This is a genomic window from Ferrimonas aestuarii (genome assembly GCF_005116665.1).
GTDB lineage: Bacteria > Pseudomonadota > Gammaproteobacteria > Enterobacterales > Shewanellaceae > Ferrimonas > Ferrimonas aestuarii.
The window spans coordinates 59,682-77,791 of record NZ_SWCJ01000005.1 but is presented as its reverse complement, the minus strand read 5'-3'; the positions used below and the strand labels follow the sequence as shown (position 1 = coordinate 77,791).

At 50.9% G+C, this 18,110-nt stretch carries 20 protein-coding genes and 1 other RNA gene; 9 read left to right on the top strand and 12 right to left on the bottom strand.

All coding sequences use genetic code 11. The features are described from left to right. Nucleotides 1–2: 2 nt before the first annotated feature. Nucleotides 3–842 (bottom strand): LysR family transcriptional regulator, encoded by an 840-nt coding sequence (locus tag FCL42_RS09230; protein ID WP_136863124.1) that lies wholly within the window; start codon nt 840–842, stop codon nt 3–5. A gap of 139 nt (nt 843–981) precedes the next feature. Here FCL42_RS09230 and FCL42_RS09225 point away from each other — a divergent pair, with 139 nt between their 5' ends. Next, the gene (locus tag FCL42_RS09225) at nt 982–1,704 is read left to right on the top strand and encodes an SDR family oxidoreductase (RefSeq protein WP_136863123.1); all 723 of its coding nucleotides are present in this window, start codon (nt 982–984) and stop codon (nt 1,702–1,704) included. Between the two features lie 94 nt (nt 1,705–1,798). Here the strand turns inward: FCL42_RS09225 and grpE are convergent, their stop codons facing one another. Next, on the bottom strand, nt 1,799–2,389 hold the full coding sequence (grpE, locus tag FCL42_RS09220; RefSeq protein WP_136863122.1) for a nucleotide exchange factor GrpE: 591 nt from the start codon (nt 2,387–2,389) through the stop codon (nt 1,799–1,801). A gap of 172 nt (nt 2,390–2,561) precedes the next feature. On the opposite strand from grpE, the gene nadK reads away from it, so the two are divergent. Beyond that, the gene (gene nadK / locus FCL42_RS09215) at nt 2,562–3,446 is read left to right on the top strand and encodes an NAD(+) kinase (protein WP_136863121.1); all 885 of its coding nucleotides are present in this window, start codon (nt 2,562–2,564) and stop codon (nt 3,444–3,446) included. On the opposite strand, the gene FCL42_RS09210 is transcribed toward nadK, so the two are convergent. Continuing rightward, on the bottom strand, nt 3,443–4,135 hold the full coding sequence (locus FCL42_RS09210) for an SDR family NAD(P)-dependent oxidoreductase (protein ID WP_136863120.1): 693 nt from the start codon (nt 4,133–4,135) through the stop codon (nt 3,443–3,445). The genes nadK and FCL42_RS09210 overlap by 4 nt on opposite strands. 244 nt (nt 4,136–4,379) lie before the next feature. Between FCL42_RS09210 and recN the strand changes: the two genes are divergently transcribed. The 3 genes from recN to FCL42_RS09195 all read left to right on the top strand — a co-directional run bounded on the left by recN (nt 4,380) and on the right by FCL42_RS09195 (nt 8,085). Beyond that, complete coding sequence (gene recN / locus FCL42_RS09205; RefSeq protein WP_136863119.1) at nt 4,380–6,041, top strand: DNA repair protein RecN; 1,662 nt, start codon at nt 4,380–4,382, stop codon at nt 6,039–6,041. A 333-nt stretch (nt 6,042–6,374) separates the two neighbouring features. Then, nucleotides 6,375–7,526 carry an L-threonine dehydrogenase gene (yiaY, locus tag FCL42_RS09200; protein ID WP_136863118.1) on the top strand — a complete coding sequence of 384 codons (1,152 nt, stop codon included), beginning with the start codon at nt 6,375–6,377 and terminating at the stop codon, nt 7,524–7,526. A gap of 187 nt (nt 7,527–7,713) precedes the next feature. Beyond that, a complete protein-coding gene (locus FCL42_RS09195; protein ID WP_136863117.1) occupies nt 7,714–8,085 on the top strand; it encodes an outer membrane protein assembly factor BamE in 372 nt (123 codons plus the stop codon). Nucleotides 8,086–8,144: 59 nt separating this feature from the next. On the opposite strand, the gene FCL42_RS09190 is transcribed toward FCL42_RS09195, so the two are convergent. Together FCL42_RS09190 and FCL42_RS09185 are read right to left on the bottom strand one after the other, a co-directional pair. Further along, the gene (locus FCL42_RS09190) at nt 8,145–8,441 is read right to left on the bottom strand and encodes an RnfH family protein (RefSeq protein ID WP_324612875.1); all 297 of its coding nucleotides are present in this window, start codon (nt 8,439–8,441) and stop codon (nt 8,145–8,147) included. Beyond that, nucleotides 8,434–8,868 (bottom strand): type II toxin-antitoxin system RatA family toxin, encoded by a 435-nt coding sequence (locus FCL42_RS09185; protein ID WP_136863116.1) that lies wholly within the window; start codon nt 8,866–8,868, stop codon nt 8,434–8,436. The genes FCL42_RS09190 and FCL42_RS09185 overlap by 8 nt, the downstream gene beginning before the upstream one ends. A gap of 95 nt (nt 8,869–8,963) precedes the next feature. On the opposite strand from FCL42_RS09185, the gene smpB reads away from it, so the two are divergent. From smpB to FCL42_RS09170, 3 genes are all read left to right on the top strand, one after another. Next, nucleotides 8,964–9,452: an SsrA-binding protein SmpB gene (smpB, locus tag FCL42_RS09180; RefSeq protein ID WP_136863115.1), complete on the top strand. Its 489-nt coding sequence runs from the start codon at nt 8,964–8,966 to the stop codon at nt 9,450–9,452. Nucleotides 9,453–9,517: 65 nt separating this feature from the next. Beyond that, nucleotides 9,518–9,883: a transfer-messenger RNA gene (gene ssrA, locus FCL42_RS09175) on the top strand. A gap of 1,181 nt (nt 9,884–11,064) precedes the next feature. Further along, complete coding sequence (locus tag FCL42_RS09170; protein WP_136863114.1) at nt 11,065–11,292, top strand: DUF2188 domain-containing protein; 228 nt, start codon at nt 11,065–11,067, stop codon at nt 11,290–11,292. Between the two features lie 530 nt (nt 11,293–11,822). On the opposite strand, the gene FCL42_RS09165 is transcribed toward FCL42_RS09170, so the two are convergent. Next, the gene (locus tag FCL42_RS09165; protein ID WP_169308348.1) at nt 11,823–13,100 is read right to left on the bottom strand and encodes a methyl-accepting chemotaxis protein; all 1,278 of its coding nucleotides are present in this window, start codon (nt 13,098–13,100) and stop codon (nt 11,823–11,825) included. A gap of 362 nt (nt 13,101–13,462) precedes the next feature. Between FCL42_RS09165 and FCL42_RS09160 the strand changes: the two genes are divergently transcribed. After that, entirely contained in the window at nt 13,463–13,714 is a 252-nt protein-coding gene (locus FCL42_RS09160; protein ID WP_136863112.1) for a hypothetical protein, read from the top strand. A gap of 2 nt (nt 13,715–13,716) precedes the next feature. Here the strand turns inward: FCL42_RS09160 and FCL42_RS09155 are convergent, their stop codons facing one another. The 6 genes from FCL42_RS09155 to FCL42_RS09130 form a co-directional block, all read right to left on the bottom strand. Continuing rightward, a complete protein-coding gene (locus tag FCL42_RS09155) occupies nt 13,717–14,892 on the bottom strand; it encodes a methyltransferase (protein WP_136863111.1) in 1,176 nt (391 codons plus the stop codon). 77 nt (nt 14,893–14,969) lie between these two features. Beyond that, the gene (locus tag FCL42_RS09150; RefSeq protein ID WP_136863110.1) at nt 14,970–15,335 is read right to left on the bottom strand and encodes a glutaredoxin family protein; all 366 of its coding nucleotides are present in this window, start codon (nt 15,333–15,335) and stop codon (nt 14,970–14,972) included. A gap of 120 nt (nt 15,336–15,455) precedes the next feature. Then, the gene (locus FCL42_RS09145) at nt 15,456–16,292 is read right to left on the bottom strand and encodes a mechanosensitive ion channel family protein (RefSeq protein WP_136863109.1); all 837 of its coding nucleotides are present in this window, start codon (nt 16,290–16,292) and stop codon (nt 15,456–15,458) included. Then, nucleotides 16,288–16,812, bottom strand: coding sequence for an OmpA family protein (locus FCL42_RS09140; protein ID WP_169308347.1), 525 nt, complete (start codon nt 16,810–16,812; stop codon nt 16,288–16,290). Before FCL42_RS09140 ends, FCL42_RS09145 begins: the two co-directional genes overlap by 5 nt. Nucleotides 16,813–16,862: 50 nt before the next feature. Beyond that, nucleotides 16,863–17,456, bottom strand: coding sequence for an SOS response-associated peptidase (locus FCL42_RS09135; protein WP_136863107.1), 594 nt, complete (start codon nt 17,454–17,456; stop codon nt 16,863–16,865). 17 nt (nt 17,457–17,473) lie between these two features. Further along, a complete protein-coding gene (locus tag FCL42_RS09130; RefSeq protein WP_136863106.1) occupies nt 17,474–18,079 on the bottom strand; it encodes a DUF924 family protein in 606 nt (201 codons plus the stop codon). Nucleotides 18,080–18,110 lie beyond the last annotated feature (31 nt).

Here is an 18,110-nt window from a genome sequence, read left to right as displayed (position 1 = left end):
CGTTACCCTTTCCAACTTGCACAGGCAGCCAATAGCGCTGCCTGTGCTGCTTTGGTGCTGTCGGTCGCTGGCAAAGTTAAACCAATTCGGCGGAACATTCTTGGCGCTTGCAAGCGCACTTGAACCAGATCGGCGGCGGTTTCCAGCACACCGGTAGGCAAAAACGAGATGCCGACTCCGGCGCTCACCAGATGCCTCACTTGGGTTTTGTGCTGAGCTTTGGCAACGATGTTAACCGCAAAGCCCTCGCTGGCCAGCAGGCTCAGGGTCTGTTGGTGAGCCTCACACACCACGCACTCGATGAAGTTAAAATCATTGAGCTCAGCAATTCCCACCTTGTCTTTGGTTGCCAGAGGATGATTTTTCGGCACGCACAACACGTAGTCCTCCTCCCACAACGGCACAAACAGCTCGTCCTCTTTCTTAAACACATCCAGAGTCAAACGGGCTTGGCAGAGCTTATCTTCGTGATCCAGCAGTTCGAAAGACAGTGCAGCGTCTTCGGCTTTGGCGTGGGCCAAAAACTTAGCGTACAGCGACGGGCTGACATCATGGAAATTGCCAAGGGCAATAGGCAGCGTTAATGCCTTATGGGCAAACAATCTGGCCATCTTCTCCATCTGACCTAAGCTCTGCAGGGCCAGCGGGTAAAGCTGATGGGCTTCGTCGGTTAGGTTCACCCCACGTTTATGACGCTCAAACAGCGCCACGCCCAGTTCGGCCTCCAACTGTTTGATGGCGGAAGACAGTGACGGCTGGGACACAAATACCCGCTGGGCAGCTTTGGTAATAGAGCGTTCCTCAAACACCGCCACAAAACACTTGAGTAATCGTACATCCATAACTTCAGCCTATGTCTAACAGAGAAAATTAGTATTTTAGAACTATAAAGGCCGCCACTATAGTAGCGTCCATCGCAAACGCCAACGCTTTTCTAGCGTCGTTGCTACCCTGTATATCAGTTTTTATGGAGTAACCATTATGTCTAAGCCTTTAGTTGTAATCACCGGCGCCAGCTCAGGTATCGGCGAAGCAGCGGCTCGCACCTTGTCTGCCAAAGGTCACCCTCTGCTGCTGTTGGCCCGTCGCGTTGATCGTTTGGAAGCACTGAACCTGCCAAACACCCTGTGCCGTAAAGTGGACGTTACCGACATCACCACTTTCGAAAGCGCAATCACCGAAGCGGAAGCTAAATTTGGCCCAGTGGATTGCCTGATCAACAACGCTGGCGTGATGCTGCTGGGCGATGCGCACACTCAAGACCCTGCTGAGTGGAACACCATGCTGGACGTAAACGTAAAAGGTTTGCTGAACGGCATCCACCTGGTTCTGGCGGGCATGCGTGAGCGCAAGTGCGGCACCATCATCAACATCAGCTCCATCGCTGGCTTTAAGACCTTCCCGAACCACGTTGCCTACTGTGGCACCAAGTTCGCGGTTCACGGTCTGTCCGAAACTCTGCGTGAAGAGGTTTGTGGTGACGACGTGCGCGTTATCGTTATCTCCCCAGGAGCGGTTGAAACCGAACTTCTAAGCCACACCACTCGTCAAGACATCAAAGATGGCTACGGCGACTGGAAAGAGCAGATGGGCGGCGTATTGAAGGCACAAGATGTGGCCAACGCCATCGAATATGCCTACGGCCAACCTCAGAATGTTCACATTCGCGAGATTGCCCTGACCACTACTCGTCAGCCAGCCTAAACCGAATCCGAAAGAGTCAGAGCTCCCTTCATCTGCCTCTTAAGATCAAAAAAAGCCGCATAATGCGGCTTTTTTTGCGGCTTAATTTTAACCATTACGCGGTGGTATCTACCGATGGCTGCTCAGAGCCTTTGGAGATCATCACCATCGCTGGGCGCAGTAGACGACCATTGAGTTCATAGCCCTTCTGCATTACCGCCATTACGGTATTGGCAGGGAACTCGTCACTAGGCTGCATGCCCATGGCTTGATGTTGGTCTGGGTTAAAGGCTTGGCCCTGTGGGTCAATCTCTTTAATGCCAAACTTCTCAACGCTGGCTAAGAAGCTCTTTTGAGTCAACTCAACGCCTTCCGCCAATGGCTTCACCGCCTCGTTGTCGGTGTCAGCAACCTGTAGGGCACGCTCCAAGTTGTCGATAACCGGCAGAAGTTCACCTGCGAATTTTTCCAAAGCAAACTTGCGAGCTTTCTCAACTTCCTGTGCGCTACGACGGCGAACGTTTTCCATTTCAGCGTGAGCACGAACCACGCTGTCTTTCTGCTCTTCGACTGTGGCATTGGCCGCAGCCAGTTGTTGTTCCAGCTCCTCAATACGGGCGGCTTGTGGATCCTGCTCAACCTCAGCTTGTTGCTGTTCCACGTCAACCTGTTCAGGTTGTTCCACTTTTTGCTGCTCGTCGCTCATTTTAACTCCAGCTAAAATACTTTATTCCCAAAGGCTCAGAGCCTATTATGGGGACAGAATTTATGACTTCAAGGCCTCAGGTTCAAGCTTTTCGCGTCGATTACCATTCTCGCTTGGCTCTCCTTGACGTTAAAACTGGCGCAATCTGCGCGTCGCCCACTATGGAATCACCATGCAAAAGCCATTTTCTACTATCGGCCTGATTGGCAAACCTCGTCATGAAGGCGCCAATCAAACCCTTGCCCAACTGTTCTATTGGTTGGACAAACAGGGATTTGAAGTGCTGATCGAAAAAGGGATCGCCAAGGAGTTAGGCTGCACCAAAGCGGAAGCCGTTGATCTTCAAGACATCGGCAAGCGCTGTGACCTCGCCATTGTGGTGGGCGGTGACGGTAACATGTTGGGGGCCGCTCGCGTGTTGGCACGCTTTGACATCGCGGTTATCGGGGTTAACCGAGGTAACCTAGGCTTTTTGACCGACATCGACCCAGATGAATATGAGACCAGCTTGAAAAAAGTGCTGGATGGCGAGTACGAAACGGAGCGCCGATATCTACTGCGCACCGAGGTGCATCGTCACGGCGAGTTGAAAAGCCATAATGTGGCGGTTAACGAAGCGGTGCTGCACGCCGGTAAAGTGGCGCACATGATCGACTTTGAGGTCTACATCGATGGCAAGTTTATGTACAGCCAGCGAGCGGACGGCATGATTGTGGCCACGCCTACGGGCTCCACTGCGTATTCGCTGTCGGCCGGTGGCGCCATCTTAACGCCAAACCTCAATGCCAACATTCTGGTGCCAATGTTTCCTCACACCCTGTCTTGCCGACCCATTGTGGTCGACGGCGACAGCGAAATCACCCTGCGGGCTTCCTGCAACTCCACCTCACCAGAGCTGGAGATAAGCTGCGACAGTCAAGTCACCCTAGCCTGCTTGCCGGGAGACGAGATTCGCATCTATAAGTCCCCCTACAACCTGCGCCTGATCCACCCTAAAGGCTACAACTACTTCGAAGTGCTGCGAAGCAAGCTCGACTGGGGCAGTAAGCTGTTCTAAAGCGGGATTGGCTTACCGTCTCTAAGAAACTCGCCATTGGGGCCATCATCATCCAAGGTGGCGGCCCACGTGATCCACTGGGCTGACTCTGCGGGGTCACGACTGGCCTCGCTCCCGCCCATGTCGGTGCGCACCCATCCTGGGCATACCGAATTCACCTTAATGTTGTCGCCCTCAACCTCAGCAGCCAACACTCGAGTCAACCCATTCATGCCCGCTTTAGACACTCGATACGCGGCCTGTAGGCCGCCACTTTCCTGCAGACTGCCGTAGCCAGAGGACACATTGACAATGCGGCCATAACCGCCGCTTCGCATCAAGGGCAACATGTATTTGCACATCAGCATGGCACCGGTCAGATTCACCGCTAAAGTGTTGTTCCACGCTTCAAGTTCGATATCGGTGAGCGACTGCCCCTGATCCACGAAGATGCCTGCGTTATTTACCAACACCTCAACGCCCCCGAACAGCTCGGTGATCCAAGAGGCCAGCTCAATGATCTGCTCGCCGTTGGCCACATCCAGCGCAAACGGGCTGGCATCGCCTCCTTGCTGCCGAATAGAGCGCGCCACCTCGAGGGCTTGATGATGCTGCCTCGCTGCTGCAATCACATGGTATCCCTTCTCCGCCAACTGGTGCGCCACGTGCCACCCAAGCCCCCGATTACTGCCTGTAACCACTGCCAACATAGTGAAACCTCGTCGCCAACAATTTTCCTGACTACAAGCCTAGGACAGATGACTGATCCTGCTTGAATTCCTCCACGACAACGTAGCGACTACGATAACCGCCTACGTTACTGGTTGAAATCTCTAGTGCCTGTGCCGCTCTATAGAGAGTACGCACAAATTTGCTATCTGATGCTTTACTGAACAATAAAATCGCATATACTGTTTACCCATACAGTATGTCGATTCATACAGGTCACGGATAATGTTAACTCAACTGACAGTCTCAAATTTTGCCATCGTTAAATTCCTCGAGCTGGATTTTCATGGCGGCATGACCACCATTACCGGCGAAACCGGTGCCGGTAAATCCATCGCCATTGATGCCCTCTCCCTCTGCCTAGGCAGTCGAGGGGAAGCCAGTATGGTGCGCCCAGGCTCAGAACGAGCCGAGATCAGCGCCTGCTTTGAGATCAGCAACATTGAGGCTGCCCGTAGCTGGTTAAAAGAGAACGACCTGTACGAAAACGAAGAGTGCATTTTACGCCGCAGCATCAGCGCCGAAGGCCGCTCTAAAGCATGGATCAACGGCCATCCGGTTCCCCTGACTCAACTCAAACAGCTGGGGCAGACGCTGCTGACCATTCATGGGCAACACGCCCATCAAGGGCTGTTGCAAAGCACCACTCAGTTGCAATTGATCGACCAATACGCCAGTCACAAGAATCTGCTGAATAACTGCGGCCGCAGTTACCAACACTGGAAACAGCTGGCCAATGAACTGAAGCAACTGGAAGAGCTGCAGCTTCAGCAGCAAGCCCGTAAACAGCTATTGGAGTATCAGGTACAGGAGTTGGATGAGTTTGCTCTAGAGCCGGGCGAGTTTGAGCAGATTGAAGCGGAGCACAAGCGTTTGGCTAACTGCACCACCTTAATGGAGCAGAGCCAACGGGCCAGCTATCTGCTTAGCGAAGGGGAGGAAGCCAATGCCCTGTCACTGCTGCAGCAAGCCATCAGTGAAGTGGAAAGTTTAGGCGCCGATGACGAAGCCTTAGCACCGACTCTGGCGATGCTGCACGAAGGGCTTATTCAAATTCAAGAGGGCGCATCAGAGCTGGCCAACTACCACCAGAGCTTAGAGATGGATCCTGAGCGCTTTAACGAGCTGGAACAGCGAATGTCCAAAGCGATGACTTTGGCTCGTAAGCATCAGGTTAAAGCCGCAGATCTTGCCGAGCTACACCAACAACTGGCGCAAGAGCTCACCGGCATTAGTGCTAACAATCAACGCCAATCTGAGCTGGCTGACGAACTCGAGCAGGCCAAACAGCAGTACCTCACCGCCGCCCAGAAACTCAGTAAAAGCCGTCAACGCTACAGCAAAGAACTGGAGAAAAAGGTCACCGCCAACCTGCGGCAACTGGCTCTGCCCCATGCAAAATTTGAGATAAGTAACGAATTCAACCCTGACAGCCTCTCCCCCAATGGTGGCGATCGACTGCAGTTCACCGTGTCCACAAACCCAGGTCAGCCTCTGCAAGCCCTAGGTAAAGTGGCCTCGGGCGGGGAACTGTCGCGAATCAGCTTGGCCATTCAAGTGATTACCGCCGAGAAATGCTCAACACCAACGCTGATCTTTGATGAGGTGGACGTGGGTATTTCAGGCCCAACCGCCGCGGTCGTAGGCCGAATGCTGCGCATGCTAGGGGAAGCCACTCAGGTATTCTGCGTGACCCACCTACCTCAAGTCGCCGGTAATGGTCACCAGCAGATGTTTGTAAGTAAGACCAGCAAAGGCAAACAGACAGAAACCCAGATGATCGCACTCAACCAAGAAGCGCGTTTGGATGAACTGGCCCGGTTACTAGGGGGCGACATCATTACCGACATTACCCGAGCCAACGCCAAAGAATTGCTGATAAATTAGCCATAAAAGACAATAACTAACGCAGGTTTTAAGCTTAGAGGGCGCCGAGTAAGGCGCCCTTTTTATTGTGCAAGTCAAACTCAAGCTGTTGTTTTTATAGCCTTTGCGTGGGTCGGCGCACAAAAAATCGCACCAAAAAGGTTGTTACTAGTCTCATTCGAAAGCCATTTGTTAACAAGTTCACCAAATTCCCCAGTCTTTGACCCAGGTACAGTTAAGGTAATTTCCCGTAATTTAATTACGAAAAGTGTGCAGAGTTCACACAATTTTTGATTTGTTAGATCTATTTTAAATTCAGTTTCAGAATTTAATTTCTATTTAAGGAGAAAGCCCATGACTGCAGCGAAGTTTTTTATCCCTTCAGTAAATACTCTGGGCACCGGTGCTGTAGACGCCGCCATTGATGACATTGAGCAACTGGGTTTCAAACGCGCCTTGGTAGTTACCGACCGCGTTCTAGTTGAAGTAGGTGTTGTTTCTCAGGTGGTTGATAAGCTAGCCGAGCGTAAACTTGAGACCGTTATTTTTGATGGTACTCAGCCTAACCCAACCGTAGGTAACGTGAATGACGGTCTGGCTCTGCTGAAAGAGAACCAGTGTGATTTCGTTATCTCTCTAGGTGGCGGTTCCCCCCACGACTGTGCAAAAGGCATCGCCCTAGTTGCAGCCAATGGCGGTGACATCCGCGACTACGAAGGCGTAGACAAATCACCTAAGCCTCAGTTGCCTCTGGTTGCGATCAACACCACTGCTGGCACCGCTTCTGAAATGACTCGCTTCTGCATCATCACCGATGAAGAGCGTCACATTAAGATGGCCATCGTAGACAAGAACACCACACCACTGCTGTCTGTGAACGATCCAACCTTGATGCTGGGCAAGCCAAAAAGCTTGACTGCAGCAACCGGCATGGATGCGCTGACTCACGCGGTTGAAGCTTACGTGTCTATTGCGGCTAACCCAATTACCGACGCATGTGCTGAGAAAGCCTTTACCTTGATCGCTGACAACCTGCGCACCGCAGTAAATGATGGCCAGAACATCGAAGCTCGCGACCAGATGGCTTACGCTCAGTTCCTAGCCGGTATGGCCTTCAACAACGCCAGCCTAGGTTACGTTCACGCCATGGCGCACCAGTTGGGCGGTTTCTACGACCTGCCACACGGTGTGTGTAACGCGATTCTGTTGCCACACGTTCAGGCATACAATGCCCAAGTGGTTCCAGAGCGTCTGGCTCAAGTCGCTAAGTTCATGGGCGTAGACATCAGCGGCATGACCGCCGAGCAAGGCGCTGAAGCCGCTCTGGATGCGATTCGCACTCTGTCTAAAGACATCGGTATCCCAGCCAACCTGACTGAGCTGGGTGTGAAAGAGGAAGACATCCCGACTCTGGCAACCAATGCTCTGAACGACGCTTGTGGCCTGACTAACCCTAAACAAGCCACTCACGAAGAGATCTGTGAAATCTTCAAAGGCGCTCTGTAACACGCCAAATGTGATTAACTAAGTTAAGGCCAGCATCCGCTGGCCTTTTTAATGGAACTTTTTCAAGGCATTTGAGTCTTGAACAGAGTATCGAGATTTACTGTCGGCAATTAGAGAGCGCCAGTGGATTGGTCGCTAGGGCTGAGGTATCATCTAGGCCAAATTACAGGGGACTCTACTCATTAGCATGAAGCAATTACAATATTTGTTACTGGCAGCGGTCGCTGCTGTGACCCTAAGCGGATGTTCTGTACTGGAAAAGATGGTGTACAAGATCGACATCCCACAGGGTAACTTTATCGAGCAAAACCAAGTTGAGAAACTTCGGATTGAGATGACCAAAGAGCAGGTGGAGTTCATTCTGGGTCGCCCAGTGGTTCGAGATTCTTTTGCTGATAACACTTGGTATTACGTCTACCAGTTCAAAAGTGGCCGCACCAACGAGCTCACCAACAAGCAACTGATCGTTAATTTCGATCAGGGCAAAGTTGCCTCGATTACTGGCGACTATGAGCTGTCTGCAGATTTCAATACTCCGCTGGAAACCACCGGCGAGTAATCCCGAAAGCAAGATCAAAAAAGCCGGCTTAGCCGGCTTTTTTATTACTAATGGCGCCACTAACTGCGCTTATCTTTTGCCTGCTCCGCTCGACGCTTACGCACCTCTTTCGGGTCGGCAATCAAAGGGCGATAGATCTCAATGCGATCGCCCTTTTGAATCTGATAGTCCCATTTGACCTGACGACTAAAGATGCCCACTTTATTCTGTTTTGGGTCAATCTCTGGGTGACGCTGCACAATGCCACTGCGCTCAACCAACTGTTCAATGGTATCGCCCTCCTGCGCTTCCACCGCAATCACGGTAGCGGAATCAGGCAGCGCGTAGACCACGTCTAACTTAAACACTTCAATCACGGTAGACCACCTTAGCTCGGTCGGAAAACGCCATCACCATGTTCTGAGCCAGATCGTTGAACACTTTACCAAACGCCTTTTGCACCATTGGGTTGGAAAATTCAAAGTCCAGATTCAGCTCCACTTTGCAGGCAGCGTCAGTCAAAGGAGTGAACTTCCAGGTACCCGCCAAAGATTTAAACGGCCCTGTCTTGAGACTCATCTCGATGGTGGCGTTTTGCGTTAGGGTATTGCGAGTGGTAAAGCTTTGGGCGATGCCCGCCTTCTTCACCCACACGGTGGCTTCCATATGGGTGTCATCTTCACTGTGCACTTCACTGGCGGTACAGCCAGGCAAAAACTGCGGGTACGCAGCCACGTCATTGACCAAATCAAACATCTGCCCAGCGCTAAAACGAACCAAGGCGCTGCGGTTAACCTGCGGCATTCAAACACTCTCCCTAAAACAAACTGCTGGCATTGTAGCAATCCCTTGCTTAAGGTCATACCAAATCTGTAATTGCTAGGTATAATGCCAAGCCTATGGCTAAGAAAAATTCAAAGAAATCCCAGTCCACCTCCTCAACCATCGCCCTGAACAAAAAGGCGCGTCATGAGTATCACATTGAGGAGAAGATTGAGGCGGGTCTTTCCTTGCAGGGTTGGGAAGTGAAGGCCCTTCGAGTGGGTAAAGTAAACCTCACCGAAGGATTTATTCAGATTAGAGATGGCGAAGCTTACCTGCACGCTTGCACCATCACTCCACTTAATACTGCCTCTACTCACGTGGTGGCGGATCCCTTGCGTCTGCGAAAGCTGCTGCTTAAGCGCCGCGAACTGGACCGCCTCATTGGTAAGGTTGAGCGCCAAGGCTACAGTTTGATTCCCACCGCCATGTACTGGAAGAAAGCGTGGGTGAAACTGGAGTTTGGCTTAGGTAAGGGTAAGAAAGCCCACGACAAGCGCGATGACGTCAAACAGCGTGATTGGGATCGCGAAAAAGCTCGCGTAATGAAGGGTGGCAAGCGCTAACTGCGTAAACCTTGTTCGCTCAACGCTTGGTGACAACCGAGATTGGGTGTACACTACAGTTTCCTGGGGTCGATTTTGGATTCGACGGGATTCTCGAAACCCAAGGTGCATGCCGAGGAGCGGTTGGCCTCGTAAAAAAGCCGCATTTTAAAGTAATCGCAAACGACGATTCTTACGCACTCGCTGCCTAATAAGCAGTAAGAGAGCCTGTCACCAAAGGCCCCGCCTACTGGCCTAGGATCCTGACAGTCAACCCTCGTAGGATCGCGTGGAGTCTTCGCCAGTAGACGAAGCGTTAAAACCAATCTGGCTCGCCCTAACATAGCCTGCCACTCGGCGCTGCTAAGGGTTAATTAAATGAGTGTGCTAAGCATGTAGTACCAAGGATGTAGGTTTTTCGGACGGGGGTTCAACTCCCCCCGACTCCACCAAACATCGTAAAAGGCTGACTTCGAAAGAGGTCAGCCTTTTTTGTTGCTGTCGCGAAATAGCTAGTTCCATTGCACTATGAAAGCTCAAAAATTACTTTACGCTCTTTTCACATTGAGCTGTCTATTGATTGTTGATACTGCCGAGACCCTGATACCAACCATTCCTGCCCACGAAGCCTTGTAACACCTACACTTCCCTTGAGGCTTGGCTCTCTTTAAGCCCTATCTGATATGCGCTCTTCTGTGGTTACGCTCAAATTCAGCAAAGGCGCAAAATACCAGCAACACCCTATTTCCTTCCTCACTGACAAGGTGGTTACGGATAAGTCTAAGCAATGAATCTTCACGCCTCTTTCTAGCTCTGCTGTACATCGATATTATCAAACCACAGATGCTCCAATTTAAGGACCGCCAGCGCATCGACAGCCTCTAGCTCATGGTCATTTGGGTATTAAAATCCATGCGCTTACGAACCTCTACATAGCCAGACATGGTGTCTTCAACGACTCTGCTAGACAACACATCGTAACCGTGGTTTTTAAAGGCTTGGATTTGGTTTTCTGCGGTCTACTCGAATGATGAGACTCGGCAAAAGAAGGAGCAAGCTCAAAAACGCCTGAGAGAATCGAGCTAAGGCCCAAGAGTATCAGCGCTAGTTTATGAGCCAACCCTAAGGAGCCTGACTGACTGGTTCAAATACGACCGTAAAAGACCCCACAGCTATAGCAACCTTCCAATACCAATCTTTTGATTGTTCTCAATTTAGGAATCAGTGTTTGTCAAAAAATAATCTATTTATTTCCTGAATAAACATGTGGATAAATCACCCGCAAATCACAACGGAATTTTATCCACAATTTTCGTCAACTTACGTCGAATTACGTCAAATGAGGAAGCTGCAACTTCTTAGGTTAAGTTCTTGACTTTTTTATCACCAATGAATACGCGGCAAGCGGACACAACATGTAGTACCTATGTATTACAATCATCCAAAATAGATGATTGAACTTTGATTTCCTCCCCTAATCACCATGATGAGCCCCCACCACATGCTTGTGGATAAAAATCCAATTATCAACAGCCTTCGTGTCATTTATCATTTTTCCGGGTGTTGACTTACATCCGATTATTTTATCTACTTATAGAGCAGGAATTAGCCTGCTTAATTTGAGGATATTCAAATGCGTAAGACAACGCACGTAGTACCCCACCCAGATGGATGGGCTGTAAAGACTGGAGGCTCTCAAAGAGCACATCGAGTAGTGGAACGTAAATCCGATGCAGTTGATATCGGTAGAGACCTGAGCCGCAGCCGACAAAGTGAATTCTTAATTCATGGTCGAGATGGAAAGATTCAACGAACAGCAAGCCACGGAGGTGATCCATGCCCGCCTAGAGACAAAAAATAGACCTGTGCAAACCACAGGTCTCTGAAAGCATTTCTTGGGGAAGTTGCAGCTTCCCCTTGTAACCCAACCAGCAAGGCACTGGATGAATTCGAAGGTTGCAGCCCTCCAATTCAGTTTACACTTGAACACTTGATGGTCAATAGTGGACGTTTATCCAGCACGCCTTGCCTAAGCTTAATTTAGGTAAGTAAATTATGATTACTTCTAACGAAGACGATACCAACTTTATCTTTCGTCCTTATATCACTATAAAGGGTAAACGTATCTATCGACGAAACGGTGGAATGTTTAAGATTCCAATCAAATCGTCATAAGTGCTAACATAGCTGGCGGAGTGCAAAACTGGGCTACAACCTTGGGGTACACCTAAGATAGGTGTTTGGTTGTAACATTATGTTTTTCAAGACAAATGGGGTGATTTTTACCACTGAGACTTGAATCTCCCCCCGACTCCACCAAACATCGTAAAAGGCTGACTTCGAAAGAAGTCAGCCTTTTTTGTTGCTGTCGCGCCTTACTTGCTAATGTTATTAAGCGCTTTGCATCTCTTCTAGCCGGAAGTGATCAATGGCGTTTTGCAACATGGTAGCGGTCGCGGTTAACTGAGTGCTGCACGCGGAAACCTGCTGAATCTGGCTCTGACTCAAATCGGAGGCACCACTCACTCTATCCACATTGTCATTCAGTGCATTGACCACACTGCGCTGCTCTTCTGCGGCGCTGGCGATGTGGGTGTTCATGGCGTTGACCTTGGCGATGGCTTCATTAACTTTTTCCATCAACATGTTGGAGCGCTCAGACAGCTCAATAGTGTGGCCGCCAAGCTCACAGCTGTGCTGCATGGTTACCACCGCCTCCCGAGCGCCGCTTCTAAACTGCTCAATCATGGTTTCAATCTCTTCGGTGGATTCATGGGTACGCTGAGCCAGATGCCTAACCTCATCGGCCACCACCGCAAACCCTCGTCCCTGCTCCCCAGCACGCGCCGCTTCAATGGCCGCGTTTAATGCCAGCAGATTGGTTTGTTCCGCTATGCCCTTAATTACATCCAGTACGGTACCAATATTGCGACTGTTTTCATTCAGAGACTCCATGGCATTGCTGCTCTGACTGAGGCTATCCACCAGCTTCTGGGTGTGCCCCATCGCCTCTTCATTGGCCTGTTGGCTCTCGCGGGAGCGCTCGGTCACGTCACTGGTCGCCATCTGAGTTGACGCCGCACTTTGCGCTACCTCGTCAGCGGTTGTGGCCATTTGGTGAGCCGCAGTCGCCATCTGCACCACCTCTTCAGACTGAGTTTGGGCATTCGTTTGCACACACTCACTACTGTCCGAAAGCATGGTTGCCGCAGTGGTCACCTCTAAAGTAGAGGTTCGAATGCCTAGCAATAGATTGGCAATGGTAATTCGCGTGTCCTCCATCGACTTCAGCAAGCGTCCAAGCTCTCCCCCTTCGTTTTGAGGAATGCGGCAACTGAAATCACCATTGGCCATCGACGACAACGAATCAAGACCGGTTTCTATGCCCCTCATTACCGCCCGAATAAACCAACCAGCAATGGCAACGGCCAACAGTAACGACAGCGCCGTCATGCCGATGGCCCAATACTCTAAACCAACCAGATTGGATTCAATTAACTGCAGCGGCTGCTGCGCTTGTATCGGAAGCTCTTGCTCTAGCAAACTCAATAATTGAGCATCTAGGTTATCGAGCTTAATGAAGATCAGGCTAGCAGTGATCACCTGAATACCACACACACAGGCCACCATCACCGCAAGGCGCTGGCGAATACTAATTTGATTAAACATGAGATCCCTCTCAAACCACATCATTCTTCGGCCCCGGAGTCATTCAACTAAGCCTCGACTGCATAACGGGCTTTCCATGATATGTTCTCCGGCAGTCATTCAAGGTTAGCAGAGATAATTTCAAGCAATGGCGAAGCTGCAGAATAAATACAATATGATCAGATAAGTTCAAAGATTAATGGAAGAACATGCTACTCTTCAGCGTCTAGCTAATTAGGGTCTGTTGACCTTTCATGCTCATTTTTGAGTCAAACGATTTCAATGTAGAACCACCATGCCACCAATCGCTTTTCTTGATTAAAAGCTGTTATCTTAGACCAAAGTTTCATCACCAAAGAGAAACAGACCTTAGTTAATTCACCATGGCCAAACCAAATCCCAAACAACCCCAGCGCTCTGTGGACATCTACTGCAGTCGTTGCCGCCATCAGCTCTATCGCTACCGAAAAGGGGGAAAGGGTGCCCTTGTGAAGTGCTTCGTTGAGCGCATCAGTACCGATTACACTGAGGAGGTGGGAGTCTGCCCCAGCTGCCAAAGTCAATTTGGTCGGCAAACCCTAATCCGAGGCGCTGCCGCCATTAAGATCATCGGCGGCAAAGTCAGAATGAAATAACGCTAACGGCGACTGGCTTGAATCAAAATATTTCGAGGGGTGATGTCACGGTCACAAAAAGTCGACAAACGAACGTCATAGCCCTGCTCTTCCAGATAACAGGCTCGATCCAGCACCAACCACAGCTCAAGGGGACGCCTAAAGGGTTGCCGCACTAACTCCATGCGCTCCACCAACTGTACCCGCTGCTTCCCTTGCCTGAGCGCCTCATCTAAGCCTGTCAACGGTGCCGATAACCCTTTTTTCTCCAGCGCCCACTGACAAAATGCCTCAAAGCCTTGCTTTAGAAGCGATTTAGGCACATTGGGAACCGGCATATAATCATCCGACAGCTGTTGGCTACGCTGCCACACGTCAAAGCCCAATCGGAAACTCAGCTCCAACTGACGCATCACCTGAACGTGATTAGGCGCCGTTACCGTCTCCTGAAGGGGCAACTTCAGATCCAATTTGGACAAGTTCAAATCATACTGCTGGCCCAATGAGGAGATGGGCTGGTAACACTCAGCTTGAATCAGGTGGTAGCAGCAAGGGGAGATCGACAGGTGTTCGGTCTGGGCTCTGACTCCATGGCGCATCAAGGTGACGTGCAGATCGCCACAGGCATGCAGGGCCACCGCATGCTGATGTCTGCAAAGATGGTTAGCTGCGTCTGGGGCAAACGCATCCCCTTCCACAAAGGTCATTTCAAGATCAAAGCGAGTCGCCAGCTCTTGCCCATGCTGACACAGTTTGCCTTGCCACTCTAAGCTGGTTACACCCTGATTGGAGGTAGCCGCCAGCGCACGCCCCAGGTGGCCTTTACCAGCACACCATTCCAACCACGGGGTCTGGCGCTCAGTTAACGCTTCATTAAACTGAGTAATCTGTTGCCACTTTCGACCGGGGATCTGCCAGTCCAATCGTGACGGATAGGTCATTGGTGAGGCTGCACTTGGCGTCAATTTGGATAGCGCTTCGAGCTCCTCAACCACGGGGAGTATCTTAGCTAACTCAATTTGAGTCGCCTGCGCATCCTGTCGAAGCACAGTCACTTGCTCATCACTGAGCGCCGCCAGCCACTGGGCTAACTCACCTTGCCAAGGCAGCGCCATCTCTGCAAAGGGCACAAACTGCCAATAGGCTTTGTGGTCGATGAGCAAACGACTGAGCTGCTCGAACTGCTGGCGATGATCCATGGCGGGTCTCAAAACAAAAAAGGCAGCGAATTGTAAACAATATCGCTGCCCATTGTCAGGTTTCGCCAGTTCGATGATTAGCCGAAGCGGCGGTCCAGATAGGCGATGATATCGTTGGACTCCAACATCCATTGGCTGCCTTGCTCACCATCAATGCGCAAACAGGGCACCATCACCTTACCGGCATTGGTTTCCAACTGTTGGCGATATTCAGGGTTGCGATTTACGTCGCGAGTTTCCATCGGTAGGTTCAAACGATGTAAGGCTCTACGCACTTTGATGCAGAAAGGACAAGCCTGAAATTGATACAAAGACAGAGACTTAAGCTCGTCCTCAATCTGAGCTTGCTGCTCGGGAGAGCGCTTCATTTGAGCCGGACGGGTTAACCAGCTCCCCAACATAATGACGCGCCCCAGCCCTTCCCGAACTAATTTTACCAACATAGACAGTTCCAAGTGTCAAACAACAAGGGCCACATTGTAACTGGATTGAGAACCGATACCAATCCGGCGATAAATCGAGCGTTTATCGCCGGTTGAATTAGCCATCACTTCCATTAACGTTTAACTTTGCGGAGGACGCTCCGGTAAGTTTTGGACGTGGAGGTCCATCTGTGGGTAGGGAATGCCGATACCCGCCTCATCCAATGCAACTTTAATATTGGCCATCAACTGGAAATAGGCGTTCCAGTAATCGGCACTGTTCACCCAAGGTCGCACTACAAAATTGACGCTGGAGTCCGCTAATTCCGATACTTCAATGGTTGGTGCAGGCGTGGTGAGCACATAATCTGATGCGGTGACCACCTTGGTCAACACCTCTCGAGTTTGCTTCAAGTCAGCGTCATAGGACACACCTATCACCAGATCCACTCGGCGCGTGTCTTTGGCACTGTAATTAACAATAACGCTATTGATCACCGCCGCGTTGGGAGCGATGATCTTTTTGTTATCCGGTGTAATCAAGGTAGTGGAGAAGATAGACACCTCTTCAACTACGCCAGCTGCACCGGCGGCTTCCACGTAGTCGCCAGCCTTGATGGGGCGAAACACCACCAGAAGCACCCCAGCCGCAAAGTTAGACAACGAGCCCTGCAGCGCCAAGCCGACGGCCAAACCTGCAGCACCCAATACCGCAACCAGCGATGCGGTCTGTACGCCCAAATGCGCCAATACTGCAATCAGAGTAAAGGCCATAATACCGGCGGAGGTTAGGCCTCCCACAAAGCCAATGGCGGCACGGTCAACCCCACGTTTGGTCATTAAGGCTTCCACCGCCTTGGCAATCACCTTGCTCAGCCATCGACCAATGATAAAGATCAGCAGTGCAACCAGCACTCTCATCCCGTAGGTCACTGCCAGATCTGGTAATTTCGCTAGCCACTCTTCCATCGAGTCAATCTCCTTGAGTTAATTGCAAAACAATTGGCTGTGCCACCACTTCAACACGCCGATTCATGGCATCACTGGCGTCATCATCGCCGCCAGGTAACGGCGTGGACTCCCCCAATGCATGCACGGTAATTAAATTGGGTGCAACGCTCAGCCTGAGCGTTAACGTCTCCGCCACACTGTTTGCACGGGCTTGGGATAACGCTAAGTTTTGCTCACTGTCGCCCCTTGGGTCGGTATGGCCTTTCACCAACAGTTGATGCCCGTGCCAATAACCTACCCACTCGGTTAACGTCTCAATCTGTTTTGAGGTAAGTTGCCACTTGCCAGTATCAAACCTTAAGGTCAGCACTCGCTCACTGTCTGCATGCGCCGATGGGCAGCCATTGGCATTGGTCACCGCCCCCGCTTGCTTGGGGCAGGCGTCTTTGTCGTCAGGCACTCCGTCGCCATCCCGATCTCGAGCCTGAACGGATATCGACGCGACTATCATCATTGCAATGAATGACAACTGTTTGAAAATTTTCACCATATTCTCCCAAGGCCCACCTACATCAAAGATAGCCCAATATGAGCAAACTAAAACAGTTGCCCCTGTCTTGGTTGATCTGAGCGAAAGTAGGGGGAGATACGAAACTCGCCATCATGGGGAAAGGAGTGCCCGTGCTCTAGCCACGCACGAGCGCCAGCACCTCGAACCAATAGGGGCATTCGATGGTGATAAGCGCTCAAAGGTTTGCTAGCCGCTTGAGTTACCAACACCACCGCGCCATTTGGCACCTGAGCCGATGCCGGCCAATACAAGCCTGCAAAATTGACAATGGGCGTCTCCCCTTGGAAGCGATACGGCTGCTTTAGTTGACCTTCATTTCGCCACTCATACCACCCTGAGCAGGGGATGATGCAACGGCGAGATTGGTAAGCCTGTTTGAACATCGGCTTATCGGCTAGCGTTTCTATGCGGGCATTGATCACCGGTCTGGGCAAGTTCGGGTGAGACAATCCCCACTCCCAACTTGAAAGCACCAATTGCCCCTGCTGAACGCTCAGCCCCTGAATAAGGTGAGTCGGGTAAATTTGCTCAACGGCCAGCAGTGAAAAGCTAAGCCCATCCATACCAACTTGCTCGCGGCTGTCGTAACCACAGGCTTCACTAAAAAAACGACCACACATCCACAGCTCCTATCAGCCTATTGGCCGAATCTCGGCGCTCCCTCTTGCAGGTACTCAGCTTCCTCGGCGCTGTTATTACGGCCAAGCACTTGGTTTCGATGAGGGAAGCGACCAAAACGTTCGATGATCTCAAGGTGTAGCTGCTGGAATTTCAGTGTTCCCTCAGCCTCTTTCAGGGTTTGTCCACTTAATCCCTGCATCATCTTTGTCAGCATCTGCACGCCCAACTGTTGGTCGTCCAGGCTTTCAGAGTGTTGCAGTGGCATATAGAAGAACTGTTTTTCTGACATCGACAGTTCGGCGTCATCGCCCTGCTCGATGCCCTGCTTACACAGCGCTAAGGCTTTGTCATCATTAGCAAATGCCTGCGCCACACCGCGATGAAGATTACGACTGAACTGATCCAGCAGGATAATCAGCGCCAATCGCCCTTGAGAAGTGGTAGCCCAATCGTCTAGCTCCCCTCGCTCAGCGCGCTGATGTAACTGACCAAAGTGAGTCCGAATCTCCTGATCAATCACTTCGCCAGCACCAAACCAGAGTTTGCCTTTAGGCTGTTTCGGCAGGCCGTTTTCTAGCTCTCCAAACCAAAAGTAGAGCACTTGGCTGATCTCGGGGTGCATGGCATATCCTCTTTCGACTTAAAGCAACACC